This window comes from Mycobacterium sp. NGS33 (assembly GCF_059812885.1).
The window spans coordinates 176,647-202,299 of record NZ_JCALDN010000001.1; the positions used below are offsets into that span (position 1 = coordinate 176,647).

A 25,653-nucleotide genomic window follows, 5' to 3' on the forward strand; every position below is an offset into this window, starting at 1 on the left:
CATGGCATTACCCGTCATCTCCACCTACCGGCTGCAACTACGTGGTGAATCCAGTGGGTTCGCGTTCACCTTCGCCGACGCCGAAAACCTGCTCGACTACCTGAACGACCTCGGGGTGTCGCACCTGTATCTGTCCCCCATCATGACCGCGGCGGCGGGATCGAGCCACGGCTACGACGTCACCGACCCGACGACGGTGTCCCCCGAGATCGGCGGCCGCGAGGGGTTGGCGCGGTTGTCGGCGGCCGCGCGAGAACGCGGCATGGGCCTGATCGTCGACATCGTGCCCAACCACGTCGGCATCGACGTGCCCCAGCAGAACCCGTGGTGGTGGGACGTCCTGCGCAACGGCCGTTCCTCGCCCTACGCAACGTATTTCGACATCGACTGGGACCTCGACGACGACGGCCGCATCGTACTGCCGGTGCTGGGGTCCGACGACGACGCCGCCGACCTCACCGTCGACGGCGACCTGCTGCGGCTGGGCGACCTGGCGCTGCCGATCGCGCCCGGCACAGCGGCCGGCACCGGCCCCGAGGTGCACGACCGCCAGCACTACCGCCTGGTCGGCTGGCGAAACGGCGTGTGCGGCTACCGCCGCTTCTTCTCGATCACCTCGCTGGCCGGGTTGCGCCAGGAGGATCGCGCCGTCTTCGACGCCACCCACGCCGAGGTCGCCCGGTGGTTCACCGAGGGCCTGGTCGACGGCATCCGCATCGACCACCCCGACGGCCTGTCGGACCCGTGCGGATACCTGGCGTGGCTGCGCGAATTGACCGGCCCCGACGCCTGGATCGTGATCGAGAAGATCCTGGCCGTCGACGAGGCGCTCGAGCCCACCCTGCCGGTCGGGGGCACCACCGGTTATGACGTGTTGCGCGAAATCGGCGGTGTTCTGGTGGATCCCGACGGCGCCCCGGCGCTGACGGCGCTGGTGGAATCCGCCGGGGTGGATTACCAGGCGATGCCGGACATGCTGGCGGACCTCAAGACCCGTTCGGCCACCGACACCTTGGCGAGCGAGCTACGCCGGTTGCGCCGCAGCATCGCGGCCACCGCAGGCGTCGACCACCCGCAGCTGCCCGAGGCGGTGGCCGCGCTGCTCACCCACATCGGGGTCTACCGCTGCGACTACCCCGGCCTGGTCGCGCTGCTGCCCACCGCGCTGGCCGAAACCCAGGCGGGCGCACCGGCATTGGGTCCGGCGCTGCAGGTGCTGGCCGCGGCGCTGGCCCGCAGCGGTGAGCCGGCGACGCGCCTGCAGCAGCTGTGCGGCGCCGTCACCGCCAAGGCCGTCGAGGACTGCTTGTTCTACCGCGACGCCCGGCTGGTCTCGCTGAACGAGGTGGGCGGCGAGCCGCACCGCTTCGGCGTCGGCGCCGCCGAGTTCCACCACAGCGCCGCCACCCGCGCCCGGCTGTGGCCCCAGGCCATGACGACGCTGACCACCCACGACACCAAGCGGGGTGAGGATGTGCGCGCCCGCATCTCGGTGCTGTCGCAGGTGCCGTCGCTGTGGACCGAGTTCCTCGCCCGCTGGGAGATCAAGGCGCCGTCCCCCGACCCGGCGACCGGACAGTTCTTGTGGCAGAACATCTTCGGCGTATGGCCGGTCAACGGCGAGGTCACCGCCGAGCTGCGCGAGCGCCTGCACGCCTACGCCGAGAAGGCCATCCGCGAAGCGGCCTGGCACACCTCGTGGAACGACCCGGACACCGCATTCGAGGACGCGGTGCACCGGTGGCTGGACACCGTGCTCGACGGCCCGGTGGCGGGCCAGCTGACCGAGCTTGTCGCCCAACTCAATCCGCATGCCGCCAGCGACGCGCTGGCCCAGAAGCTGCTGGCGCTGACCGTGCCCGGGATTCCCGACGTGTACCAGGGCACCGAGCTGTGGGACGACAGCCTGGTCGATCCCGACAATCGCCGGGCCGTCGACTACTCGGCACGGCGCGCCGCCCTGCAGGCGCTGGAGCATCCGAAGATCCGCGTCGTCACCACCGCGCTCCGTGTGCGCCGTGACCATCCGGACACCTTCCTGCACGGCGCCTACGTACCCATCCTGGCCGACGGCGACGCCGCCGATCACGTGCTGGCGTATCGCCGCGGCGAGGACATCGTGGTGGCGGTGACCCGCTGGACCGTGCGGCTGGCCGAAGCCGGCTGGGGTAACACGGTGCTGCCGCTGCCGGACGGCACCTGGAAGGACGCGCTCACCGGGGCGATCGCCGACGGCCCCACGTCGGCGGCCCAACTGTTCGCCGACCTGCCCGTCGTGCTGCTGGAACGCCACCATGACTGAATTCCGGGTCTGGGCGCCCAAACCCGCGCTGGTTCGCCTCGACGTCGACGGCCAGACCCACGCCATGACGCACTCGGCCGACGGTTGGTGGCATACGACCGTGGACGCCGCCCCGGACGCCCGCTACGGCTATCTGCTCGACGACGACCCCACCGTCCTGCCCGACCCGCGCTCGGCGCGCCAGCCCGAGGGCGTGCACGCCCGCTCGCAGCTGTGGGATCCGGCCGCCGCGCGGTGGACCGATAGCGGGTGGGCCGGCCGCCCGGTCGAGGGCGCGGTGATCTACGAGCTGCACCTGGGCACGTTCACCGAGGCGGGCACCTTCGATGCCGCCATCGACAAGCTGGACTACCTGGTCGATCTCGGCGTCGACTTCGTCGAGCTGATGCCGGTGAATTCCTTTGCCGGAACCCATGGTTGGGGATACGACGGCGTGCTGTGGTACAGCGTGCACGAGCCCTACGGGGGTCCCGACGGATTGGTGCGCTTCGTCGATGCCTGCCATGGCAGGGGCCTGGGAGTGTTGATCGACGCGGTGTTCAATCACCTCGGCCCGTCGGGCAATTACCTGCCGCGCTACGGGCCCTACCTGTCGTCGGCGAGCAACCCGTGGGGCGAGGGCATCAACATCGCCGATGCCGATTCCGACGAGGTGCGCCGCTACATCATCGGCTGCGCGCTGCGCTGGATGCGCGATTTCCATGCCGACGGCCTGCGACTGGACGCCGTGCACGCGCTGGTGGACACGACCGCGATCCACATCCTCGAGGAGCTCGCCACCGAAACGGACTGGCTGGCACAGCAATTGGGGCGACCGCTGTCGCTGATCGCCGAGAGCGACCTGAACGACCCACGGCTGATCACCGCGCGCGAGCGCGGCGGCTACGGCCTGACCGGGCAGTGGGCCGACGACATCCATCACGCCATCCACACCGCGGTCTCCGGCGAGCGCCAGGGCTATTACGCCGACTTCGGCAGCCTGGCCACCCTGGCGCAGACGTTGCGCCACGGCTTCTTTCACGCCGCCACCTATTCGTCGTTCCGGCGTCGCCGCCACGGCCGGCCGCTGGACACCAGCCCGCAATCGGGCATCCCGGCCACCCGGCTGGTCGCCTACACCTGCACGCACGATCAGGTCGGCAATCGGGCCCTGGGCGACCGGCCGTCGCAGAACCTGACCGTCGGCCAGCTGGCGATCAAGGCCGCGCTCGTCCTTGGGACTCCTTATACCGCAATGCTTTTCATGGGCGAGGAATATGCGGCGTCGACCCCGTTCCAGTTCTTCAGCTCGCACCCCGAACCGGAACTGGCGAAGGCCACCGCCGAGGGGCGCAAGGCCGAGTTCGCCGAACACGGCTGGGACGCCGACGAGATCCCCGACCCGCAGGACCCGCGGACGTTCACCAACTCCAAGCTGGATTGGGCCGAGGTCGACACCGGCGAGCACGCCCGGCTGCACCGCCTCTACCGCGACCTGATCGCGCTGCGGCGCGACCACCCCGACCTGGCCGACCCCTGGCTGGAAAACCTGACCGTGGACTACGACGAGGGCCAGGGCTGGATCGTCGTCTCGCGCGGGCGGCTGCGCATCGCGTGCAACCTGGGCGCCGAGCGGGTGCGGGTCCCGGTCAGCGGTGAGGTGGTGCTGGCCTGGGACGAGCCGGCGGTTCACCCCGACGAGACCGAGTTGCCCGGGCATTCGTTCGCGATACTGCGGAGCGCGGGTGGCCCCGGCTGATCACGCGTCGTTGCACCATGGATGAGCTCCGCTTCACCCGGGAGGAGCTGAAACGATTCCACGGCAGCACCGTGCCCGACCTGATCTCCGACCAGGTCCGACTGTTGTTCGTGGGCATCAATCCCGGCCTGAGAACCGCTGCGGTACAAGCACATTTCGCGCCTCGCGGCAATCGGTTCTGGCCGTCGCTCTCCCGCGCCGGCATCACCGATCACTTGATCGACGCCTCGTCGGGGCTTGCGCCGGACGACTGGAAATACCTAGTGCGGCGCGGGATCGGCATCACCAACCTGGTCGACAGGGCGACCGCGGGCGCGGACGAGCTCACCGCCGCCGAACTGATCAACGGCAGGCGGAAACTGGACCGGATGGTGGAACAGTTCTCGCCGCGTGTCGTCGCGGTCCTCGGGATCACCGCGTACCGGGCCGCTTTCGGTCAGCGCCGCGCCCAGGCGGGCAAACAGCCGTCGCCGTATGGCGCCACCGAACTGTGGGTGGTCCCCAATCCCAGTGGCCGCAACGCGCATTCGACGTTGTCGAGCCTGACGGCCGCGTACGGCGAAGTTGCCCAGGCCGCCGGAATCCTTGCCAGTTCGTCGTCGCGATTCTCCCGGCCCGAGCGGGCTGTGGATAACTGAATAGCGGCCCGGCGGGCTCACCCCCGATGATGCCGCCATGAGTCAATCGGAATTCGGTCATCCCCTGCGGCGCATCTGCCGGCGCAAGCCGAGCCGCCGCACCGCCAAGCCGCCGTCGGGCCGCCACACCGTGCGCCACGACATGCCGCCGTATCCCAGCGTCGAGCTGTTGTGGAGGGGTCCCGGGCCCGGCACCGACGACGACGAGGGCGCGTGAGCTGCGGTTACACGATGGTCCGGCCGGCCGGGCGCACCGCGCGGGCGACCGCGTCCGCGAGTGGATCGATCTCAGCGGCGCTCAGCTCGGAAATGGTGATGCGGATGCCCGCCGGCGTGTGCATCCGGAACCGGCTGCCCGGTGCGGCCGCCCAGCCGGCGCCCATCAGGCGCGACACCGCGACCGCCTCGTCGGGAACCGGCACCCACACGTTGAGCCCGGAGCGCCCATGCGCGTCGATGCCGCGCCGGGCCAGGGCGTCGCACAGCCGGATTCGGCTGTCGGCGTAGCGGCGCTCGGCGGTTGCCACCAGCTCCGCCGCCGCCGGGTCGGACCACAAGCCGACGGCCATGCGCTGCAGGAGGTGGCTCACCCAACCGGGCCCGAGCCGCAGCCGGCCGTGCACCCGCTCGACGGTGCGGTGGTCGCCGGTGAGCACGGCCACCCGCAGGTCGGGGCCGTAGGCCTTGGACGCCGAGCGGACGAACGCCCAATGGGCGGTGTGGCCGGCCAGGGTGTGCAGCGGCGCCCCGGAAATGCCGGCGCAGTGGTCGTCCTCGACCACCAGCAGATCCTCGGCCCGCCGCGCCAACAGCCCGCCCAGGGCGTCGGCGCGCTCCGCCGAAAGCGCGGCGCCCGTGGGGTTTTGGGCGCGGTTGGTGAGCACCAGCGCCCGCACCCCGGCACCCAGCGCCCGGGCCAGGTCGTCGGCCAGCGGGCCGTCGTCGTCGACGCGCACCGGTTCGGCCGAAAGGCCCAGCGCGGCAAGGAGATCGAGGAGGTTGGCCCAGCACGGGTCCTCGACGGCGACGCGATCGCCGGGGCGCAGATGCGCGGTGAGCGCGCGTTCGATGCCGTCCAGCGCGCCGCTGGTCACCGCCAGGTGGTCGGCGGGGATCCCATCGGCGGATAGCGCGCGGGCGGCGAACTCTGCCAGCGCCGGCGAGACGGCCGGCTCGCCGTAGAGCACTGGCGGGTCCGCACCCGGGCCGGGCGGCACGGCGCCCGCGATGGGCAGCAGTGCCGGGTGCGGATTCCCGGTCGACAGGTCGCGCACGCCGGCGGGCACGTCCAGGCCGAGCAGCGAGCGTGGCGTGGTCGCGGGGCGATGGCGCACGCGGGTGCCGCGCCGACCGGCGGTCTCGACGGCCCCGCGGTGACGCAGCAGGCGGTAGGCCGCGGCGGCGGTATTGGCGTTGACGCCGAGCTGTGCGGCCAACTCGCGCACCGGCGGTAGCGCATCCCCGGGCGCCAGGGAACCGCCCGAGATCGCCGCCTCGATGCTGGCGGCTATGGACTCCGCGCCCGTTCCGGTTATGCTGTTTTGTACTGGCACGCAATATAGTATGTACTAGAACAAATGTAAGGGCCACGCCGTGGACACCGCATACCCACCGACCACACGCACCACCCCGACCCGCTACCGGGAGCGCGCGCACTACGACCGGCGCACCGTGCACGGCATCCTCGATGAGGCGCTGATCTGCCATCTGGGCTACCTGAGCGCCGGCCGCCCGGTGGTCTTGCCCACCACGCACGCCCGGCTCGACGAAACGCTCTACCTGCACGGGTCGACCGGCGGCGGCCCGGTGCTGGCGGCGAAGGCGGCCACAGCCGCGGGATCGGGGCTGCCGGTCTGCGTCACCGTGACCCTGGTCGACGGCCTGGTGCTGGCCCGCTCGGCGATGCAGCACTCGGTGAACTTCCGCTCGGTGGTGGTGCTGGGTGACGCGCGCGTGGTCGACGATCCGGCGGAGAAGTCGCGGGCGCTGGACGGCCTGCTCGATCACATCGCGGCGGGGCGCGCCGCCGACTGCCGCGCCCCCGATGCCCGCGAGCTCGCCGCGACCGGGGTGCTCGCGCTCGACCTCCTCGAGGTGTCGGCGAAGGTGCGCAGCGGGCCACCGGCTGACGATCCGCAGGACCTCGCGCTGCCCCATTGGGCGGGCGTGGTGCCGCTGAGCCTGACGGCCGGGCCGCCGGCGCCGGCCGACGACCTGCCCCTCGGCACGGCGGTGCCCCCGTACTTACGGGGGTATCGCCGCTGAGCCGCGCGCGCGTCGGGTGTTGTCCCACCAGGACCCGACGAGCATGACGGTGCCGGCCCAGGCCATCCCCAGCAACCAGCCGGACAGCACGTCGCTGATGTAATGGACTCCCAGATAGACGCGGGAAAACCCGACGACGAACGTCACGGCGGTCGCGAGCGCCCATACCGCCACGCGCCCGGCCCACCACGGGACGAGCCAGCGGGTGAGCAGCCACGCGGCGATGACCATGCTCGCGGCGGTGCCGGTCGCGTGTCCGGAGGGAAACGAATACCCGTCCGCGTCGATGAGGGCGAACGGTAGGGACGGGCGTTGCCGGCCCACCAACACCTTGGCCGTGAACAGCACGACCGGGATGCCCACGCCGGCGGCCAGGGCGAGCACCACGGGCCGCCACGACCCGCACCGCCAACCGGCAACGACGGAGATCGGCAAGGCGACCGCGGCCAGAAAAAGCGGACTGCCCGCGACGGTGACCACCCGCAGGACGCCGGTCAGCCACAGATCGCGGTGGGTCGCCAGCCATCTCGTGGCGGGCCGGTCGAATCCGGCGATGCCGTCGCCCTCGAGCACGTCGTCGAGCACCTCGGTGAAGCCGACCGCCAGCGCCACGACCACGACCAGCCCCACCAGCAACGCCACAGCGGCGACCTCGCTGCCCCGCAACCGACGCGCCAGCGCCCCCTCCCCGGCGCCGATCCGGTCGCGCACCCAGGTCAACGCCTCGCCGATCGCGGCGTTGTCGGACACCCGCCGCCACACCCGGGCCACCCGGGGCCCACGCCGCGCGATCCATATCGCCGCCCACGCCAGCAGCAGGAGGCACGCCGCCAAGCCGGCGCTGACCAGGCCGAAACCGCTGGTACCGGATCCATACGGCTCGTGCATCTATCGCGGTCCGGGAGTTAGAGCAACAGGTAGCGGTAGGCCGGCGACCCCGGTTTCAGGGTCTCGACATGCAGCTCGGTGGCGCGCATCCGGGCCAGCAGGCCGTCCAGGTCGGCCGAGGATCCCAACTGGATGCCGACCAGCGCCTCGCCGGTCTCCCGGTTGTTGCGCTTGACGTACTCGAACAGGGTGATGTCGTCGTTCGGTCCGAGCACGGTGTCGAGGAAGCGGCGCAGCGCGCCGGGCTCCTGGGGGAAGTCCACCAGGAAGTAGTGCTTGAGGCCGAGGTGCACCAGCGAACGCTCGAGCACTTCGCCGTAGCGCGACACGTCGTTGTTGCCGCCCGAGATCAGGCACACCACCGTCGATCCGGGCTCGATGTCGGCGTCCAGCAATCCGGTGACGGCCAGCGCGCCCGCGGGCTCGGCGATGATGCCCTCGTTCTGATACAGGTCCAGCATCGCGGTGCACACCGCGCCCTCGTCGACCGCGGTGATCGAGACCATGTCGCCGGCGGCCGCCAGCGCGGCGTAGGTCAGGTCGCCGGCGCGTCGGACCGCGGCGCCGTCGACGAACTGGTCGACGTCGTCCAGCGTCACCGGCTCCCCGGCCGACAGCGCGGCCATCATCGCCGCGGCGCCGGCCGGCTCGACGCCCAGCACCGAGGTGTTGCTCGTCCGTTCGGCGAGGTAGGTGGTGATGCCGGCGATGCAGCCGCCGCCGCCGACCGGGACCACCACCAGGTCCGGCTCCTGGTCGAGCTGATCGAGCAGTTCGGCGGCGATGGTGCCCTGACCAGCCATGGTGCGCAGATCGTCATAGGGCGGCACCAGTGTGGCGCCGGTGCTTGCCACGTCGGCCAGGGCCGCCTCGGCGGCCAGGTCGTAGGTGCTGCCGCCGACGATCAGGTCGATGAAGTCGCCGCCGTGGTAACGGATCCGGTCGCGCTTCTGCATGGGCGTCTTGGCCGGCACATAGACGCGGCCGTGCACCTGCAACATCCGGCACGCGTAGGCGAAGCCCTGCGCGTGGTTGCCCGCCGACGAACACACCACGCCGGCGGCCAGCTCCGCCTCGGACAGCTGGACCAGCAGGTTGTAGGCGCCGCGCAGCTTGTAGGAGCGCACGATCTGCAGGTCCTCGCGCTTGAGGTAGACCTGCGCGCCGGTGATCGCCGACAACCGGTCGCTGAACTGCAACGGGGTGGGCGTGACCACCGCGGCGATCCGCTTGGCCGCGCCGTCGATGTCAGCCGCGGACAGCGGCGAGACGCTCGGACTCTGGCTCAATTCGGCGGACACTGATCAATGGTGCCACGACAGCCGACCAACTCCGGAATTCAGTCGACCGGGGTCAGCACGAACACCGGGATCTGGCGGTCCGTCTTGGTCTGGTACTCGGCGTAGTCGGGCCACGCTTGTACGGCGCGCTCCCACCAGGTCGCCTTCTCCTCGCCGAAGACCTCGCGGGCGTCGTAATCGCGGGTCACCGAGCCGTCCTGCAGCTCGACGCGGGGGTTCTTCTTGATGTTGTGGTACCAGACCGGGTTTTTCGGCGCCCCGCCCAACGAGGCGACCACCGCGTACTGGCCGTCATGTTCGACGCGCATCAGCGGCGTCTTGCGCAGCTTGCCGGTCTTGGCGCCCACCGTCGTCAGCAGGATGATCGGCTTGCCCTTCATGTCGGCGGCCTCGGCTCCCCCCGACTCGGCGTATTTGTCGGCTTGCTCGCGAGACCAATCCCATGGCGACGGTTCGTATTCTCCGGTAAGCGGCATGGCATCAACTTTAGGCGCGGATTCGCCGGTCCCGTCGGCTCAGCGCAGTGGCCCCATGCGGCGCGATCACGGCGCCGCGCCGGTGAGGTAGTGCGCCAGCACCGGGCGCAGCCATTCGGTCAGCGTCGCGTCGTCCATCGCGACCAGCGCGGGCACCCCAACGACGTTGCGCGCCATAGCGATTCCCAACACCTGCGATCCCACCATCGCGGTCCGCTCGGCGGCCCGGTCGGGGGTGACGGTGGCCAACGCCGGGGCGACCTTGTCGACGAACACCTCCAGCAGGGCGTCGGCGGCGGTCCGGTTGGTGGCGGCCGCGCGCAGCAGCGGCAGGAACGACCCGGCCGGGTCCCACACCCGGATGAGGAACGGCACCAGGATGTCGGCGATGCGTTCCGGGGCGACCCCGGTGAGGTCGGGAAAGGTGATGTCGAGCCGCGAGACCGCGGCGAACAGGTCGGCCTTGTTGCCGAAGTAGTGCATGACCAGCGCCGGGTCGACACCGGCCTCGGCCGCGACCGCGCGGATGGTGGTCCGCTCGAAGCCGTGGGCAGAGAACAGGGTCCGCGCGGCGCTCAGGATCGTCGCGCGGGTGACCTTGCCGTCGCGGGTTTTACCGGGCATGCCGAAATTCTAGTTCAACAACTGTTGACATCGCCAGCGGCCGGGCTTACGTTGATTTCAACAGTTGTTGAATCGGGTGGCCGAGGAGGCGCAGACATGACCGTGACCGTCATCCAGATCGGGCTCGACCCCGACGCGATCGACTACTCGTCGCCGGAGTTCGCCCAGTTCCGCGGCCTGTCGAAGGACGTGTTGCGGGCCGCGAACGACGCCAACGTCGCGGGTCTGCGCGCCGCGGGCTACCAGGTCGACAACTGCCTGATCGACGTCGGCGTCGCCGGCGCCGACAAGGCCGGTGAGTGGCTGCGCGCCAAGCGCTACGACGCAGTGTTGATCGGCGCCGGCATCCGCCTGGTGCCCGGCAACACCCTGCTGTTCGAGTCGATCGTCAACATCGCGCACACCACCCAGCCCGGTTGCCGCTTCGTCTTCAACCGGGCCGCGCAATCCACCCCCGGCGACATCCGTCGCTGGTACCCCGAACCGGAAGGAGCGATCCGATGACCACAACCGCCGTTCACGAGGTCGACGTCCTGGTGGTCGGGGCCGGCCCCACGGGTCTGACCGCCGCGGGTGACCTGGCCCGCGCCGGGCGGGCGGTGACCGTGCTGGAGCGCTGGGCCGCCGAGAACCCGACCAGCCGCGCGTTCGCCGTGATGCCGCGAACCCTGGAGGTCCTCGACGCCCGCGGCGCGGCCGACGAGCTACTCGCGGTCGGGCAGCGAGGCCCGGACGTGACGCTGTTCGCCAAGGCCCGCCTCGACCTGACCCGGCTGGACTCGGCCTACCCGTTCGTCCTGATCACCCCGCAGACCAATGTCGACGCCGCGCTGCGCCGCTACGCGGTGACCGAAGGCGCCGACATCCGCCGCGGCGTGGAGGTGGTCGCGCTCGCGCAGGACGCCGACGGCGTCACCGTCACCGCCCGCCCCAAGGGCGACGACGATCCCGCGCACCGGCAGACGTGGCGGGCCCGGTATGTCATCGGCGCCGACGGCGCGCACAGCACCGTCCGCACCCTGCTGGGCGCGGACTTCCCCGGCAAGATGGTGCTGACCTCGCTGATGCTGGCCGACGTCAAGCTGGCCCACGGCCCGTCCCGGGGCGGGTTGGTGGTGGGCACCGCCGGTGACGTCCTGGGATTTTTGGCGCCATATAACCGCCACGACGAGGACGGCTCGTGGTACCGGGCCCTGGTGTGGGACCGCGACCACCAGCTGCCCGACGACGCGCCCGTCGACGACGCCGAGATCGTCGATGTCCTGGCCCGCGCCATGGGCACCGATTTCGGCGTGACCGAGATCGGCTGGAAGTCGCGATTCCATTGCGACGAAAGGCAAGTCGCCCGGTATAGACACGACCGGGTGTTCCTCGCCGGTGACGCCGCGCACGTGCACTCCCCGATGGGCGGCCAGGGCATGAACACCGGCATCCAGGACGCCGCGAACCTGGCCTGGAAGCTCGACGCGGTGCTCTCCGGCGCCGACGACGCGCTCCTGGACACCTACCACAGCGAACGCCATCCGATCGGCAAGCGGGTGCTGGTGCAGTCCGGCATGATCGCCCGCGCCGCGACGCTGCACCGGCGACCCGCCATCTGGCTGCGTAACCTGTTGGTCCCCAACCTTCTTCGCATACCCGCCGTGCAGGACTTCGTGGCCGGCAGTTTCGCGGGTACCGGGCTGCGGTACGGCCGGCGCGGACTGGTCGGCACCCGGGCCGCCGCGATCCCCCTCGTCGAGGGACGGTTGGCGCGCCTGCAGCGCGGCGGCGGCTACGTCTTCATCCGCGAATACGGTGCCGCCCCGGTCGAGGCACCCGCCATGCTGCAGGGGCAGCGGGCCGACCGCGGCCCGGCCGTGTTGGTGCGTCCCGACGGATACATCGCGTGGGCCGGCGCCTCGGCGCAGGCGCCCCACGCGATCACCCAGGCGGCGGCACCCGCCGCACTTCCCGTGCGGGCGCGGTGATTTCGCGCTAGTCCGCGTTCTCCGATTCGTGCGCGACGAACGGCCGCAGTCGGCGGCGGGTCTGGTGGTCGTCGGCGCCGGGCTCTCCGTCGCTGTGCCGCCCGCGCGTGTAATCGCCCTGCCACGGCACCTTCTCGTTGGGCGCGCCGCCCGCCGCTTCCTGTTCGCGACCCAGCGCCCCGCGCGAGCCCAGGAAGTGCTCGTGCTTGCGGTGCAGCTCCTCGTCGGATTCGATGGGCCGAAGCTCCGGCGCGAACTCCTCCAGCTCGGCCCGGCGTTGCGGCACGATCATGCAGATGGGCTCGTCGATCTCGAATCGCACCGGCATGAACTCGCGGGTGAATTTCCAGTTCATGCTGAAACTCGAGCTGGACCAATCGGTTTCGACGATTCCCTCCAGCGGGGAGATGGCGTCCTTCGGATGGTTGGCCGGCCCGCGGACGAGCAGGTTGTAACCCGGCGGGGTGCGGAACAGGATCGGCAGGTGCCAGGTCAGGATGCCGTAGCCGAAGTGACTCGACGGCAGGAACTGGCCGCTGTCGCGGGTGTCGGGGGCGATCATCAGGTTGGTGCGGTCGTTGCCGCCCATCCACGTCGCGGTGAACGCGCTGCGGTTGCGCACCTCCCAGCCGCTCTGGTTGGCGATCAGCATCGGCAGGCACCGGTGCGGCCAGCCCTGGCGTATCTCCGACATCCACTCCCGGCCGATCGGCGCGGGGCTGATCGGCGGCGCGATGTCGTGGGTGACATACCCGATCAGCGGGCGGGACCGCCCGCCCGATTCCTCACTCATCGCATCCTCGCTTCACCGGCCGCTATCGAACACCGTCGACCCTCACCGACGTCGCCCACGCACTATCGCGACCACACGTTAACGGTCCGTGAACCGCACCGCCCGCGCTGAACGCACGATCACTGGGCCCTGGCCAGCTCCGCGATGGTGTTCACCCGCCGGACGGCCGCGGCGATCTCCTCGGCGAACTCACGGCGCCGCCGGGCGATGTCCAGGTCCTCGACGCCGTCGACCAGTTCACGATGCCGGGCCAATCGCAGCGCTGTCTTGAACAACTCCATCGATCTGGACTCGGCGCTGGCGATCCTCCGTTGCAGCTCCCATTGCTTGCCCACCTCGAGGCATTCGGCGAGAAACGCGTCCTCGTCGAACGATTCGTCGTCGTAGTCGGCGAGCCGGTCGGCGACGATGTGGTAGGCGTCGAGGAACGGGCGCAGCACCAGGTGCGCCAGCAGCACGTCGGCCTTTTCCAGCAGGCCGCGCACGTCGGCCGCGCTGGCCGCCTTGCTGGTGTCATCCACGCGCCCGAGCAGGCGGACCTCGTCGGCGAGCTCCTTTTCGAATTGCGCTCGCGCGGAGAACAAGAACTCGAATTTCAGCAATTCGCGCAGTTTGAGCGCCTCGTCGCGCACGGCGGTCGGCTGGACCAGCCCGTCGACCGAACCCTCGGCGTCCTCGGTGGCGGCCAGCAACGCCGTCTCGGCGATCGCGCGGTCGACGACGATGTGGATGGCGGCGTTGCGGTAGAACGCGGCGACCAGGTGCTGCTCCGCCCCGATGCCCCAGACCGGTTCGGTGCCGGCGTCGTACACGCTGACGACGCCGGAGGCGACCAACTGGTGCAGCGTCCAGCGGATGGTCGAGCGGTTCGTCAGGTCGGCGGCGCCGGCCACCTTCCAGTTGCGCGCCGCGATGTAGCTCGCCAGCGGGCGCACGGTGGCCAGCACCTCGCTGATGGACAGCGAGCGGTCGGCGCCCAGCAGCGCGAGGCTCACCACCGCGGTCGGGGTGACGGGCGTGGCGCGGTTGATCCGGTGTTCGACGTCCAGCGCGATGCGTTCGATTTCGGTGCCGGTGCCGGACTCCTCGGCGCGCAGCTCCTCGAGGCGCTTGCGCAGCGGCAGTGGTTCACCGAAGTCGAGGTAGGCGCGGCCCAGCCGCTCGCCCTGCTGTCGCGCCAGCCGGATCAGGAAGCGAAAGTCCTCGGGCCGCTTCGTCGCGCCGTAGGCCTCGGTGGTCATGGCCTCCACCTCGTGCAGCTGGTCGTACACGATCGACGTCGGCACCAAATACACCTCGGGGCCGTCGATTTCGTCGACGGCGTCGCTGATGTAGCGCAGAATTCCGAACACCGGCGGCCGCAGCTTGCCCGTCCTGGTCCGGCCGCCTTCGATGGACCAGGTCAGGTTGGCGTGGTTTTGCACCAGTTGCGCGGCATAGGCGCGCAGCACGAAGCGGTAGACCGGAATGTCTTTGGTCTGGCGCCGGATGAAGATGGTTCCGGTGCGCTTGGCCCAGGCGCCCATCGGGAAGAAGTTGAGGTTGGCGCCGCCGAAGGTGAGCGCGGGCGAGAGCCGGTTGGCCTGGATCACCTCGGGCAACAGCAGCCCATCCAGGTAGGAGCGATGCGAAAAGGCAAACGCCAGTGTGGCTTTGCGGTCCAGCTTGCGCAGCTGGGCGATCTGATCCTCGTCGGTCAGCACGTCGTAGGCGCGCATCAGCCAGCAACTGAAGCTGCGCCAGGCCTTCACCGCCCGCTCGTCGAGCGAGGGCGCCATCTCGCGCAGGTAGCAGGCGGCCTCGGCGCGCACGCTGTCCAGCTCGCGCCCGAGCTCATGTGCCAGCTTGCCCAGCCGCTCGTCGTACCACGGCGCGCCGAGCAAATCGGCGACCTCGGCCGGGTCCGTCGACAGCGGTGACGTCGACTCCTCGACAATGCCGGTGCGCTGCAACAGCTTTCGAACACCGGCCCGGCCGATTTCGCGGGCCGTGCCCACCGGTCCCCCGGTCATGCCGGCTGCACCGTGACGGCTTCGGCCGGCTCGTGCACGTCCGGATGCGATTCGGGAGCGTAGAGCTGCTCGATCTCCTCGGCGTATTTCGCCATGATCGGTTTGCGCTTCAGCTTCATCGTCAGCGTGATCTCGTCACCACCGGGTTCCCACACGGTGGGCAGGACCCGAAACCGTTTGATCTGTTCCACGCGGGACAGTTTCTCGTTGCCCGCGGCCACCCCGGCGGCGATCTGCGCGATGACCTCCGGGTCGGCCGCCAGGGCGGCGGGCGAGGCGTCGGACAGGCCGCGCTGGGCCGCGTACGGGCCGACCGAGTCGGCGTCGAAGACCATCAGCGCGGTGTTGTACGGTCGCCCGTCGCCGATGGTCATCATCACCCCGACCATGGGACACGCCGCCAGGATGGCATTCTCAATGTTGGCCGGGGACATGTTCTTTCCGGCCGCATTGATGATCAGCTCCTTCTTGCGGTCGACGATTCGCAGGTAACCGTCGGCGTCGACCTCGATGATGTCGCCGGTGTGCAGCCAGCCGTCGGCGTCGATCGCCTCGGCGGTTTTCGCGGGTTCCTTGCGGTAGCCCTTCATCACCAGTGGGCCGCGGATCAGATATTCGCCGTCCTCGGCGACCTTGCCCTCCAGGCCGGGCAGCAGCTTGCCGACGGTGCCCAGTCGCGTGTCGTCCGGATGCGCCACGCTCGCAGCGCAACTGAGCTCCGACATGCCCCAGACCTCGCTGATCGGGATGCCGATGCCCGCGAAGAACGCCAGGGTCTCCTTGGGGATCGGAGCGGCACCGGACACGGCCCAGCGCAGTTCGCCGAACCCGAGCCGCTCGCGCAGCTTGGACAGCACGAGCTCGTCGGCCCTGGCCCATTCGACGGCAAGCTCGGCGGGCTCCGGCCCGCCTGACACCAGCGCGCCGGCGCGCCTGTCTGCCACCGACATCGCCCAGTGCAACGCCTGGCGTTTGACGTCGTCGGTCTCGCTGGCGATGACGAATTCGATTGCGGCCTTGAGCTTTTCCCACACTCTAGGGACCGCGGCCCAGACCGTGGGCCGCACGTCGGGCAGCGCCGCCGCCACGGCGCGTGCGTCGTCGACGGTGGTCACCTGGGTGCCGAACACCTCCAGGGGATACAGCGCCATCATCCGGTCGGCGATGTGCGCCGACGGCAGGTAGGACGTGGTTCGATCACCGAACCGGCTGCCGAGCACGGCGTCGAGCCCGCGCGCCTCGAACAGCAGGCTGGCGTGCGTCATCTCCACGCCCTTGGGGTTTCCGGTGGTCCCGGAGGTGTAGATGAGCGTGACGACATCGTCGGGTCGTACCGCCCGCCACGTCGCCTCGAAGTCGAAATCCTTGTGCGCGGCGGCATACACGTCGTCGACCGAGATGGTACCGGGCGGCGAGCCGTCGATGCAGACGATGTGCTCGATGGGTGCACCGCTGGCGCGAATGCGGTCCACATACTGCTCCTCGCAGATCGCGACCTTGGTGCCGGCGTTGTCGAACAGGTAGGTCAACTGCTCGGCGGGCAACGTGTTGTACACCGAAAACGACGTGGCCCCAAGGTGTTGGGCGCCGATCTCGAACGGGTAGAACTCGATCCGGTTGGCCATCATCAGCGACACCGTGTCGCCCCGCCGGACCCCCAGACCGGCCAGGCCGGCGGCGACCATGCGCACCTGCTCCGCGAGCTCGCGCCACGTCAGCGTCTGGGCGCCGCCGGGCGTCCGGAGCGCGACGGCCTGCGGGTCGATCGACGCGGTGCGCTGGAAAGCCTCGCATAGGGTGGCGGGAGCCTGCGCTGTCGTCATTTCCGTCCTCCTCGGCGCCGCATCAGCACTGCCTTCGTGAGCCTACGTCCGCGCACAGGGGCAGGGAACATATCGCGTGACTTCGCCGGGGGCCGGGTCATGACCCGGGGCGCCACAGCTGCACGGTGCTCGTCACGCCGCCGGGCAGCTCGACCAACTCGATCGGTGTGCCATCGGGGTCGTAGACGAAGAACATTCGCACTCCCCCGATGTCGACGGGTGGGTCGGCCCGCACACCCGGGTGGTGGCGCGTGACGGTCTGGTAGGCGGCGTCCAGATCGTCGACGCGAAACGACATGTTGGTATAACCCAGGTGCGGGCCGCTCGGGCACTCGGGCACCGCGCCCAACGACAACAGCTCCACCATCGCCGCGCCGATCAGCCCGCCGATCATGCGGCCCCGCTGGGCGGCGCCGCCGGTGACCGATTCCAGTCCGGCGCCCTCGAGTTCGACGTCGAACACCACGTCCATGCCCAGCACGCCGGTGTAGAAGGCCAGCGAGGCCTCGATGTCGGAGACGCCGACGCAGATGTGCGAGAAGTTCTGCACGGCGATGGGGTGCTGCTGGGTCATGCGGGCTCCTTGCCGGCGTGGGGTGGGTGAATGCCACAGGTGCAGGCGTCGATTGAGGGGCACGTGCAGCGCATCCCCCATTCGATGACGGCCCGGGCGCGGGCCAGCGACTCCATCTGCGCGTCGATCTCGGCGAGTTTGGCCTCGGCCAGCGCGCGGCTGACCGGCCGCCCGGGCGCGTCGTCGGCGAACAGCAACTGGATCTCTTCCAGCGAGAACCCGGCGGCCTTGCACAGCGCGATCACCTCGAGGCGGGCCAGAACCGAGTCGTCATAGCGGCGCTGACCGCCCAGCCGCGCCGGCTCGGGCACCAGGCCGATCTGCTCGTAGTAGCGCAACGCGGTCGCGGCCACCCCGGCCTGGCGCGCCACCTCCCCGATCGTCAGGCTTGGCGCCATCACGACCTCCCGAGAATCCACGGCTTGACTTCGAGTCAACTCTAAGTCCTTGACTATGGTCATGACCATCCCCCGATACGCGGAACTCGCCGAGTCTCGCTACGCGCTGCTGCGGTCGTTTCGCCGCGACGGCACGCCCGTCGACACCCCGATCTGGTTCGCCGTCGACGACGGCGGCTTGCTGTTCCGCACCAAGGTGGGCCCGAAGACCCGGCGGCTGGCCGCGCGTCGTGACGTCGAACTCGCGGCGTGCGACTACCGGGGACGGTTGCGCCCGGGCGCGGCTGAGGCGTCCTGGGTGACCGGGCACGCCACGGTGCTCTCCGGCGCCGAGGCCGAACGCGCCAACCGCGTGCTGCACCGGCGCTACGGCTGGCAATGGAACATCGTGCCGCTGATCAAGGTTCCCGGCGTGACCAACGTGCACCAAAACCTGTGTGCCCGCGAGAAACTGCGGCGCGCTCGCGACCGCGGGGTATGGCCGGACAGCGTGATCGTGCGGGTGGAACTGCCATGACGCACGCACCCGTGGCCGACCCCGTCCGCTCGCCCGGTATCCGCCAATGCTGCAGCGCCGCAACGGGACTGGTGTTCGGCATGATGCGTCCGAGGCGGCCCGACGAGCGCTTCATCCGCACAATCACCGACGCCGGGCTGCCCACGCCCGGGCGCACGGTGACGGTGACCGCGCTACCACAGGTGCCCCGCTCGGTGCCGACCGCGGCCATCGTCGAGGGCGTCTTCACGCCGGCCCGCATCGAGAACTCGCTGACGTCGTTCGTCGTGTGTCACCCGGACGCCACCTTCATCGTCGACCCCGCCGTGTGCGTCGACGTCGAGAGACGGGCGATCGCCCAACTGCCCGCGGTGCTCCGGGTCGCCGTCCGTCCCCCCGCCGGCACCGTCCCGACGATCAACGCGCTGGGTCGGTTGCCCGAGGCGACGCGATTGGATTTCGCGCTGCCCACCCACGCGCACTGGGACCACGTCTCGGGCCTGCTGGACCTACCGGGCCTGCCCGTCCACCTGCACCGCACCGAACACGACTGGATCGGCGCCGGGCCCGTCGCACCCGTCGGCGGCGTGCGGGATTCGTTGCGCGGCCGGGCCGTTGTCGACTATGAACTGGACGGTCCGCCGGTGCTCACCTTCACCCGAAGCCGAGACCTCTTCGGCGACCGCTCCGTGCTGCTGGTCGACCTCGCCGGGCACACCCCGGGCAGCGTCGGGGTGCTCGCCCACACCGCACGCGGGTGGATCCTGATCGCCGGCGACGCGGCCTGGCACGCCATGCAGATCGAGAAGGTCCGCCAAAAATCAAGCTACCCGGGTGTTTTGGTGGACGAGGACCGCGAGCAGACCTTCAAGACCCTGCACCGCCTGCACCTGGCGCGCCATGCGGTCACGATCGTCCCGACCCACGACCACCAGGCGGCGCTGCGGTTGGCCGGGTAGCCGGTGGCGCTCGAGTGTGCGGCTAGCTTCACGTTGGGGCGCGAATGTGCGGCTAATTTCACACTCGCGGAGGTTTGGCGATCCGGCACTCCGGCGCTCCGCCTAGCCGCCCAGGCAGCCGGGGCCGAGCAGCGCCTTGAGGTCCCCCATCAGCGCCGGGGACGGCGTAACCCGAAGGGAGGCATCCAGTTCCAGCGTCGTGATCCGGTCACCGCTGATCAGCCGCAGGTGCACCTGCGCCGTGCCGGGGTGACGGGCCAGCACCTGCTTGAGCGCGGTGACCTTGTCGATGGTGCACTGCCGCGTCGGCAGGCTGACCGCCAGCGGCCGGTTCGGCTGGGCGTTGGAAAAGTCAGGCACCACAAGCTCGTTGGCGATCAGCGCGACGCGGTCGTCGCGCAGCGACACCTTCGCCTTGATCAGCACCACGACGTCGTCGGCGATGTCGGCCCCGTAGACGGAGTAGGCCTGCGGGAAGAACATCACCTCGATGCCACCGGTGAGGTCCTCCAATTGGGCCGACGCCCAGGGCATCCCATTCTTGTTGACCCGCCGGTTGACCGACGCGAGGATGCCGCCCACCCGCACCTGCGTGTCGTTGGGGACATCGCCGTCGAGGATGGCCGGGATCTGGGTGTCGACCTGGGCGGTCAGCAGATGCGCCACCTGGTTGAGCGGGTGCCCGGACACGTAGAGCCCCAGCATTTCTCGCTCCAGGGCCAGCTTGTGCTTGTCCTCCCACTCGTCGTCGGGCACCTTGATGTTGAACACGGAGTCGATGCCGCCACCATCGCCGTCGCCGCCGAACAGGTCGAACTGGCCCATGGCCTCGGCCTTCTTGGTGCCCAGCACCGAGTCGACCGCGTCGGTGTGCACCAGGAACAGGCCCTTGCGGGCGTGCCCCAGCGAGTCGAAGGCGCCGGCCTTGATCAACGACTCGGTGACCTTCTTGTTGCAGGCCGCCACGTCGATCTTGTTCAGGTAGTCCGAGAAGTCGGTGAACTTGCCCTTGCCGTTGCGGGTGCCGATCAGCGAGCCGACCACGTTGGCGCCGACGTTGCGCACCGCGCCCAGCCCGAAGCGGATGTCCTGGCCCACCGAGGCGAAGTTCACCAGGGACTCGTTGACGTCGGGCGGCAGCACCGTGATGCCGAGCTTGCGGCAGTCGGCCAGGTAGACCGCGGCCTTGTCCTTGTCGTCACCCACCGACGTCAGCAGGCCGGCCATGTACTCGGCCGGATAGTTGGCCTTCAGGTAGGCCGTCCAATAGGAGACCAGGCCGTAGCCGGCCGCGTGCGACTTGTTGAACGCGTACCCGGCGAACGGAAGGATGGTGTCCCACAGGGCTTTCACCGCTTTTTCGGAGAAGCCGTTGGCGGTCATGCCGTCGTAGAAGCCCTTGTACTCGGCCTCGAGGACCTCGAGTTTCTTCTTACCCATCGCCTTGCGCAGCGCGTCGGCCTTGCCCATCGTGTAGGAGGCGACCTTCTGGGCGATGAACATGATCTGCTCTTGGTAGACGATCAGGCCGTAGGTCTCGGCCAGGATCTCGCGCAGCGGCTCTTCCAGCTCCGGATGGATCGGCTTGACCGCCTGGCGACCGTTCTTGCGGTCGGCGTAATCGTTGTGGGCGTTCATGCCCATCGGGCCCGGACGGTACAGCGCCAGCACCGCGACGATGTCGTTGAATTCGGTGGGCTGCATGCGGCGCAACAGATCTCGCATCGGCCCGCCGTCGAGCTGGAACACGCCCAGGGTGTCGCCGCGGCCGAGTAGCTCGTAGGTGGGCTTGTCGTCCAGCGGCACCGACTCCAGGTCGAGGTCAATTCCCCTGTTGGACTTGATGTTTTCCAGCGCGTCGCCGATGATCGTCAGGTTGCGCAGGCCCAGGAAGTCCATCTTCAGCAGGCCGATGGCCTCGCAGGACGGGTAGTCCCAGCCGGTGATGATCGCCCCGTCCTGGGGCCGCTTCCACAGCGGGATGGCCTCGGTCAGCGGCTCGCTGCTCATGATCACCGCGCACGCGTGCACGCCGGCGTTGCGGATCAGGCCCTCCAGGCCCCGCGCGGTCTGATAGATGGTGCGCACGTCCGGATCGGTTTCGATCAGGCCGCGGACCTCGGCGGCCTCCTTGAACCGCTCATGGGCCGGGTCGGTGATGCCCGACAGCGGAATGTCTTTCGCCATGATCGGCGGCGGCAGCGCCTTGGTGATCCGGTCGGCGATCGCGAATCCGGGCTGGCCGTAGTGGATGCGCGCCGAATCCTTCAGCGCGGCTTTGGTTTTGATGGTGCCGAAGGTGATCACCTGCGCGACGCGGTCCGAACCCCACTTCTCGGCCGCGTAGCGCACCATCTCGCCGCGACGACGGTCGTCGAAGTCGATGTCGATGTCGGGCGCCGACGGGCGTTCGGGGTTGAGGAACCGCTCGAACAGCAGACCGTGCGGAATCGGGTCGATGTTGGTGATGCCCAGCGCGTAGGCCACCAACGAGCCCGCCGCCGAGCCACGGCCCGGACCCACCCGGATGTCGACCGAGCGCGCGTAGTTGATCAGGTCGGCGACGATCAGGAAGTAGGACGGGAAACCCTTGTCGCAGATGACCTTGATCTCGTACTCGGCCCGGTCGATGTAGTCCTGGCCCACCCCGGAGGGGAACCGGCGCTGCAGCCCGGCGAGCACCTCGTGGTGCAGCCAGCTGGCCTGGTCGTGCCCCTCGGGGACCGGGAAGATCGGCATCCGGTCGCGCGGCGCCCACACCTCGTCGTAGGACTGCACCCGCTCGGCGATCAGCAGGGTGGAGTCACACGCGCCGGGAACCTCGTCGTCCCAGATCTCGCGCATGTCGGCGGCCGACTTCAGGTAGTAGCCGTCGCCGTCGAACTTGAACCGGTTGGGGTCCGACAGCGTCTTGCCGGTCTGCACGCACAGCAGCGCCTCGTGGTTGTGGGCGGCGTCGCGGGTGACGTAGTGGCAGTCGTTGGTGGCCAGCGGCGGGATGCCCAGCTTGCGGCCGATCTCGAGCAGCCCTTCGCGGACCCGTTGCTCGATGGACAGCCCGTGGTCCATCAGCTCCAGGAAGTAGTTGTCGGCGCCGAAGATCTCGCGCCACTTGGCGGCCGATTCCAGCGCCTCGCGCTCGTGCCCCAGCCGTAGCCGGGTCTGCACCTCGCCCGAGGGGCAGCCGGTGGTGGCGATGATGCCCTCGGCGTGTTCGGCGATGATCTCGGCGTCCATCCGCGACCACTTGCCCAGCTGGCCCTCGAACGAGGCCAGCGAGGACAGCTTGAACAGGTTGCGCAGGCCGGTGGCGTTCTCGGCCATCATCGTCATGTGCGTGTAGGAGCCGCTGCCCGACACGTCGTCGGACTTCTGGCCGGGGTCACCCCACAGGATCCGCCGGGTGTCGAAGCGCGAGGCCGGCGCGATGTACGCCTCGACGCCGATGATGGGCTTGATCCCGGCCTTGGTCGCCGCGTTGTAGAACTCGCTGGCGCCGAACATGTTTCCGTGATCGGTCATCCCGACCGCGGGCATTCCCAGCCGGTCCACCTCGGCCAGCATCGGCCCGATCTTCGCGGCACCGTCCAACATCGAATACTCGGTGTGGTTATGCAGGTGCACGAAGGACGAGTGGTTCATAGGGACGCCAGTCTATGACCGCGGACCGACACTAGTTGGGCGTGTCGCCGCGTGTGTTGCGATCAGTCGCCGGCGTACAACTCGACGAAGTTCTTCAGCGACTTCTGGACGTCGCCCTTGACCGCGCGGGCCGCCGCGGAGCCCACCGGACCGAACAGCGCCCGTCCTCCCAGTTCCAGGCGCAGACCCAGCGTCGAGCCCTCGGCGGTGGGTTGCACGGTGAGCGTGACGGTGTATTTGGCGCCACCCTTGCCGGCTCCCGACATCGCCACCTCGTGCGGCGGGTCCCAGGTGGTCACGGTCCAGGTCACGCGGTTGCGGAAGCCCTTGGCCCGCGCCACGCCGACGATCTGGGTGCCCTCGGCGATGTCGTCGGGCAGCTCGCTGCGCCATCCCTCGTGCACGGTCAGCCAGTCGCCCAGGTCCGACAGGTCGGAGACGCGGTCCCACATGTCCTGCGGGGTCATCGGGACATCGGCGGTCAGATCCACGGCGGCCACCGCCCGAGCCTAGCGCCCGCGTCGTGCGCCACCTGCGCGCGATGCGCCGCCCCATTCCTCGAGACTGCATCCACGCACACCCGTCCCGGCGTGTCGTGTGCGTAGGTTCAGTGTCGCGGCCTCTCACGTTGATCCGCGACCGGATCGCTCAGGTCTTGGGGCCGCCGCGGAATCGATTGCCGATCCGGATGCCGGGCAACAGCAGGCTGCGCGGCGCGAACCGCCCGCCGGTGCTGACCACCTTGGGCACCACCCCGGGCACCACCGTGCGACGGCCGGACAGCATGCCGCCGATGGCCGCCTCGGCCACGTCGCGCGGCGAGACCTGCGCGATGGGGATGCTGAACCGTTCGGCGTTGGCGATCTCGGCCCACTCGGTCGGCACCGGCCCCGGGCACAGGCAGGTGACCGACACGCCCGTCCCGTGCAGCTCCTCGTGCACCGCTTCGGAAAACGTCTGCACGAACGCCTTGGTGGCCGAGTACACCGCCATGTAGGGAACCGGCTGAAATCCGGCGATCGACGCGATGTTCATCACCGCGCCCGCCCCCCGCGACACCATGCCCGGCAGCGTCGCGTGGGTGAGTTCCATCAACGCCAGCGCGTTGAGGGTCACCTCTTCGCTCTCGCGTTCCAGCGGCAGTTCGTGAAACACCCCGCTGGTGCCGAAACCGGCGCTGTTACACAGGCCGGCGATCGGTTCGGTGCGCAACCGGCTCGCCAGTTTGGCCCGGGCCTTGCTGTCGCCCAGGTCCAGCGGCAGCACCTCGACGGCGACCGAATACTCCTGGCCCACCTCGTTGGCCAGTTCGTCGAGGCGCTCGCGGCGGCGGGCGACCAGCAGCAGCGGGAAGCCGCGACGGGCCAATCCGCGAGCCAGTTCGGCGCCGATACCGGACGAGGCGCCGGTGATGACAACGGTGGTCTGCAGGTCAGGTTTCGGAAGGCTCATGGTCTCACCAATGTATCCCGCGGGTGGCCCGCACGAAGTTCTCGCTGCGCTTATCGAATTCCGTTGTGTCGTTTGGTGATTCATCCCCCTTGGCGGCGCTGGAGTCGCTGAACATGGCGAACGCGCGGTTGCGCACCCGGTCCATCACCGCCGGATTGACCGCATCGGCGACGGCGGCGAACTGCCCGAAGGGTGAGCTGGCGCGGCGGGGCCGGTGCACGATCGCGTCGCCGATCACCCCCGCGGCCTGCTCGGGCGTGAGCGCCGGGAACTTGTCGTAGAGCGTGGTGGGGCTGATCATCGGCGTGCGCACCAGCGCCATGTGCACGGTGGTGAACTTGACGCCGTCGTTCACCGTCTCGGCCTGCAGCGAGTCGCACAGGCTGTCCAGCGCTGCCTTGCTGGCGATGTAGGCCCCGAAGCGCGGCGCGCGGGTCTGCACGCCCACCGAGGAGACGTTGACGATGTGGCCGAAGCCGCGTTCCCGCATGCCGGGGATGAACTTGAGGATCAGCTGGACCGCGCCCAGATAATTCAGCTGCATGGTCCGCTGATAGTCGTGGATCCGGTCGTAGGACAGCTCGAGGGAGCGCCGGATCGACCGCCCGGCGTTGTTGATCAGGATGTCGACGCCGCCCAGCTCGCTGAGCACCTGGTCGGCCATGGCGGCGATGGCGTCCATGTCGGACAGGTCGCACGGGTAGACGTGCGCGGTCCCACCGCTCTCGCGGATCTCGTCGGCGACCTTCTCCAGGTTCTCCCGGGTGCGGGCGACCAGCGCCACAATCCCCCCGGCCTCGGCGATCTTCTTCGCCGCGGCCTCACCGATGCCCGACGATCCCCCGGTGATCAGGACCGTCTTGCCCGTGACGGCCTCCTCGAGCGTGCGGCCCCGCACCGCGTCGAGCAGATTCCTCAGGTAGAACGGCCGGTACCGTCCCGCCGAGTTCGGGGTGTTGACGATGTGAGAGACCGCCGCGAGCGGCTTTTCCACCAGGTTCCCGAGCGAGTTCTCCACCAAGTTCGTTAAGTCACCAAGGTTCATCGGCAATCGCTCCTGATGATGTGAGCCCCCCGACCGCAACTGGCCTGCCCGATGGCCACGACCGCCTTACGGGGCTGGGCGAGTGATGTGACGTGCATCATTAAGCCAACCTAGGGCATCATCGCGCCGCCGTGCCGCCGATTGCCGTCATGTATCCCGACCCCCACCCTCACGCGTCGCCGAGAACACCCGTCAGCCTTGGGCAATCACCCTGTTACACAACGCAATCCGGGCGTGATCGCGGATAAACCGACGGG

At 69.5% G+C, this 25,653-nt stretch carries 23 protein-coding genes; 9 read left to right on the forward strand and 14 right to left on the reverse strand.

What is annotated here, in order from left to right:
• Window position 1 precedes the first annotated feature (1 nt).
• The 4 genes from treY to AC5Y5B_RS00760 are packed head-to-tail and all read left to right on the forward strand — an operon-like array spanning window position 2 to window position 4,895.
• Entirely contained in the window at window positions 2–2,302 is a 2,301-nt protein-coding gene (gene treY / locus AC5Y5B_RS00745) for a malto-oligosyltrehalose synthase (RefSeq protein ID WP_500002693.1), read from the forward strand.
• Window positions 2,295–4,040 carry a malto-oligosyltrehalose trehalohydrolase gene (gene treZ, locus AC5Y5B_RS00750; RefSeq protein ID WP_500002695.1) on the forward strand — a complete coding sequence of 582 codons (1,746 nt, stop codon included), beginning with the start codon at window positions 2,295–2,297 and terminating at the stop codon, window positions 4,038–4,040. The genes treY and treZ overlap by 8 nt, the downstream gene beginning before the upstream one ends.
• Before the next feature lie 17 nt (window positions 4,041–4,057).
• The gene (locus AC5Y5B_RS00755; RefSeq protein ID WP_500002698.1) at window positions 4,058–4,678 is read left to right on the forward strand and encodes a mismatch-specific DNA-glycosylase; all 621 of its coding nucleotides are present in this window, start codon (window positions 4,058–4,060) and stop codon (window positions 4,676–4,678) included.
• 37 nt (window positions 4,679–4,715) lie between these two features.
• On the forward strand, window positions 4,716–4,895 hold the full coding sequence (locus tag AC5Y5B_RS00760) for a hypothetical protein (protein WP_500002700.1): 180 nt from the start codon (window positions 4,716–4,718) through the stop codon (window positions 4,893–4,895).
• 7 nt (window positions 4,896–4,902) lie between these two features.
• On the opposite strand, the gene AC5Y5B_RS00765 is transcribed toward AC5Y5B_RS00760, so the two are convergent.
• Window positions 4,903–6,231, reverse strand: coding sequence for an aminotransferase class I/II-fold pyridoxal phosphate-dependent enzyme (locus tag AC5Y5B_RS00765; protein ID WP_500002702.1), 1,329 nt, complete (start codon window positions 6,229–6,231; stop codon window positions 4,903–4,905).
• Between the two features lie 40 nt (window positions 6,232–6,271).
• Between AC5Y5B_RS00765 and AC5Y5B_RS00770 the strand changes: the two genes are divergently transcribed.
• Window positions 6,272–6,943: a pyridoxamine 5'-phosphate oxidase family protein gene (locus AC5Y5B_RS00770; protein ID WP_112633378.1), complete on the forward strand. Its 672-nt coding sequence runs from the start codon at window positions 6,272–6,274 to the stop codon at window positions 6,941–6,943.
• On the opposite strand, the gene AC5Y5B_RS00775 is transcribed toward AC5Y5B_RS00770, so the two are convergent.
• From AC5Y5B_RS00775 to AC5Y5B_RS00790, 4 genes are all read right to left on the reverse strand, one after another.
• Window positions 6,923–7,831 carry a phosphatase PAP2 family protein gene (locus AC5Y5B_RS00775; protein ID WP_112633379.1) on the reverse strand — a complete coding sequence of 303 codons (909 nt, stop codon included), beginning with the start codon at window positions 7,829–7,831 and terminating at the stop codon, window positions 6,923–6,925. The two genes, AC5Y5B_RS00770 and AC5Y5B_RS00775, sit on opposite strands and share 21 nt — an antisense overlap.
• Before the next feature lie 17 nt (window positions 7,832–7,848).
• Entirely contained in the window at window positions 7,849–9,132 is a 1,284-nt protein-coding gene (gene ilvA, locus AC5Y5B_RS00780) for a threonine ammonia-lyase (RefSeq protein WP_112633380.1), read from the reverse strand.
• A gap of 38 nt (window positions 9,133–9,170) precedes the next feature.
• Window positions 9,171–9,608: a nitroreductase family deazaflavin-dependent oxidoreductase gene (locus AC5Y5B_RS00785; RefSeq protein ID WP_112633381.1), complete on the reverse strand. Its 438-nt coding sequence runs from the start codon at window positions 9,606–9,608 to the stop codon at window positions 9,171–9,173.
• Window positions 9,609–9,674: 66 nt separating this feature from the next.
• Complete coding sequence (locus AC5Y5B_RS00790) at window positions 9,675–10,232, reverse strand: TetR/AcrR family transcriptional regulator (RefSeq protein ID WP_112633382.1); 558 nt, start codon at window positions 10,230–10,232, stop codon at window positions 9,675–9,677.
• Between the two features lie 96 nt (window positions 10,233–10,328).
• Between AC5Y5B_RS00790 and AC5Y5B_RS00795 the strand changes: the two genes are divergently transcribed.
• Together AC5Y5B_RS00795 and AC5Y5B_RS00800 are read left to right on the forward strand one after the other, a co-directional pair.
• Window positions 10,329–10,736, forward strand: coding sequence for a hypothetical protein (locus AC5Y5B_RS00795; RefSeq protein WP_500002711.1), 408 nt, complete (start codon window positions 10,329–10,331; stop codon window positions 10,734–10,736).
• The gene (locus AC5Y5B_RS00800; RefSeq protein WP_500002714.1) at window positions 10,733–12,202 is read left to right on the forward strand and encodes an FAD-dependent oxidoreductase; all 1,470 of its coding nucleotides are present in this window, start codon (window positions 10,733–10,735) and stop codon (window positions 12,200–12,202) included. The genes AC5Y5B_RS00795 and AC5Y5B_RS00800 overlap by 4 nt, the downstream gene beginning before the upstream one ends.
• A 7-nt stretch (window positions 12,203–12,209) precedes the next feature.
• Here the strand turns inward: AC5Y5B_RS00800 and AC5Y5B_RS00805 are convergent, their stop codons facing one another.
• The 5 genes from AC5Y5B_RS00805 to AC5Y5B_RS00825 form a co-directional block, all read right to left on the reverse strand.
• The gene (locus tag AC5Y5B_RS00805; protein WP_112633385.1) at window positions 12,210–12,995 is read right to left on the reverse strand and encodes a DUF6065 family protein; all 786 of its coding nucleotides are present in this window, start codon (window positions 12,993–12,995) and stop codon (window positions 12,210–12,212) included.
• 119 nt (window positions 12,996–13,114) lie between these two features.
• On the reverse strand, window positions 13,115–15,007 hold the full coding sequence (locus tag AC5Y5B_RS00810) for a lysophospholipid acyltransferase (RefSeq protein WP_500002716.1): 1,893 nt from the start codon (window positions 15,005–15,007) through the stop codon (window positions 13,115–13,117).
• Window positions 15,004–16,830, reverse strand: coding sequence for a fatty acid--CoA ligase FadD11 (fadD11, locus tag AC5Y5B_RS00815; RefSeq protein ID WP_500002719.1), 1,827 nt, complete (start codon window positions 16,828–16,830; stop codon window positions 15,004–15,006). The genes AC5Y5B_RS00810 and fadD11 overlap by 4 nt, the downstream gene beginning before the upstream one ends.
• A gap of 97 nt (window positions 16,831–16,927) precedes the next feature.
• A complete protein-coding gene (locus AC5Y5B_RS00820) occupies window positions 16,928–17,404 on the reverse strand; it encodes a VOC family protein (RefSeq protein WP_112633388.1) in 477 nt (158 codons plus the stop codon).
• Window positions 17,401–17,802 (reverse strand): helix-turn-helix domain-containing protein, encoded by a 402-nt coding sequence (locus tag AC5Y5B_RS00825; RefSeq protein ID WP_112633389.1) that lies wholly within the window; start codon window positions 17,800–17,802, stop codon window positions 17,401–17,403. Before AC5Y5B_RS00825 ends, AC5Y5B_RS00820 begins: the two co-directional genes overlap by 4 nt.
• 61 nt (window positions 17,803–17,863) lie before the next feature.
• Here AC5Y5B_RS00825 and AC5Y5B_RS00830 point away from each other — a divergent pair, with 61 nt between their 5' ends.
• On the forward strand, window positions 17,864–18,319 hold the full coding sequence (locus tag AC5Y5B_RS00830; protein WP_500002724.1) for a PPOX class F420-dependent oxidoreductase: 456 nt from the start codon (window positions 17,864–17,866) through the stop codon (window positions 18,317–18,319).
• A complete protein-coding gene (locus tag AC5Y5B_RS00835; protein ID WP_112633390.1) occupies window positions 18,316–19,257 on the forward strand; it encodes an MBL fold metallo-hydrolase in 942 nt (313 codons plus the stop codon). Before AC5Y5B_RS00830 ends, AC5Y5B_RS00835 begins: the two co-directional genes overlap by 4 nt.
• A gap of 102 nt (window positions 19,258–19,359) precedes the next feature.
• On the opposite strand, the gene dnaE is transcribed toward AC5Y5B_RS00835, so the two are convergent.
• The 4 genes from dnaE to AC5Y5B_RS00855 all read right to left on the reverse strand — a co-directional run bounded on the left by dnaE (window position 19,360) and on the right by AC5Y5B_RS00855 (window position 25,396).
• Window positions 19,360–22,899: a DNA polymerase III subunit alpha gene (dnaE, locus tag AC5Y5B_RS00840; RefSeq protein ID WP_112633391.1), complete on the reverse strand. Its 3,540-nt coding sequence runs from the start codon at window positions 22,897–22,899 to the stop codon at window positions 19,360–19,362.
• 62 nt (window positions 22,900–22,961) lie between these two features.
• A complete protein-coding gene (locus tag AC5Y5B_RS00845) occupies window positions 22,962–23,399 on the reverse strand; it encodes a type II toxin-antitoxin system Rv0910 family toxin (protein ID WP_500002732.1) in 438 nt (145 codons plus the stop codon).
• Window positions 23,400–23,547: 148 nt separating this feature from the next.
• Window positions 23,548–24,351, reverse strand: a complete 804-nt coding sequence (locus tag AC5Y5B_RS00850; RefSeq protein WP_112633393.1) for an SDR family NAD(P)-dependent oxidoreductase — start codon at window positions 24,349–24,351, stop codon at window positions 23,548–23,550.
• A gap of 4 nt (window positions 24,352–24,355) precedes the next feature.
• Entirely contained in the window at window positions 24,356–25,396 is a 1,041-nt protein-coding gene (locus tag AC5Y5B_RS00855; RefSeq protein ID WP_500002740.1) for an SDR family NAD(P)-dependent oxidoreductase, read from the reverse strand.
• Window positions 25,397–25,653 lie beyond the last annotated feature (257 nt).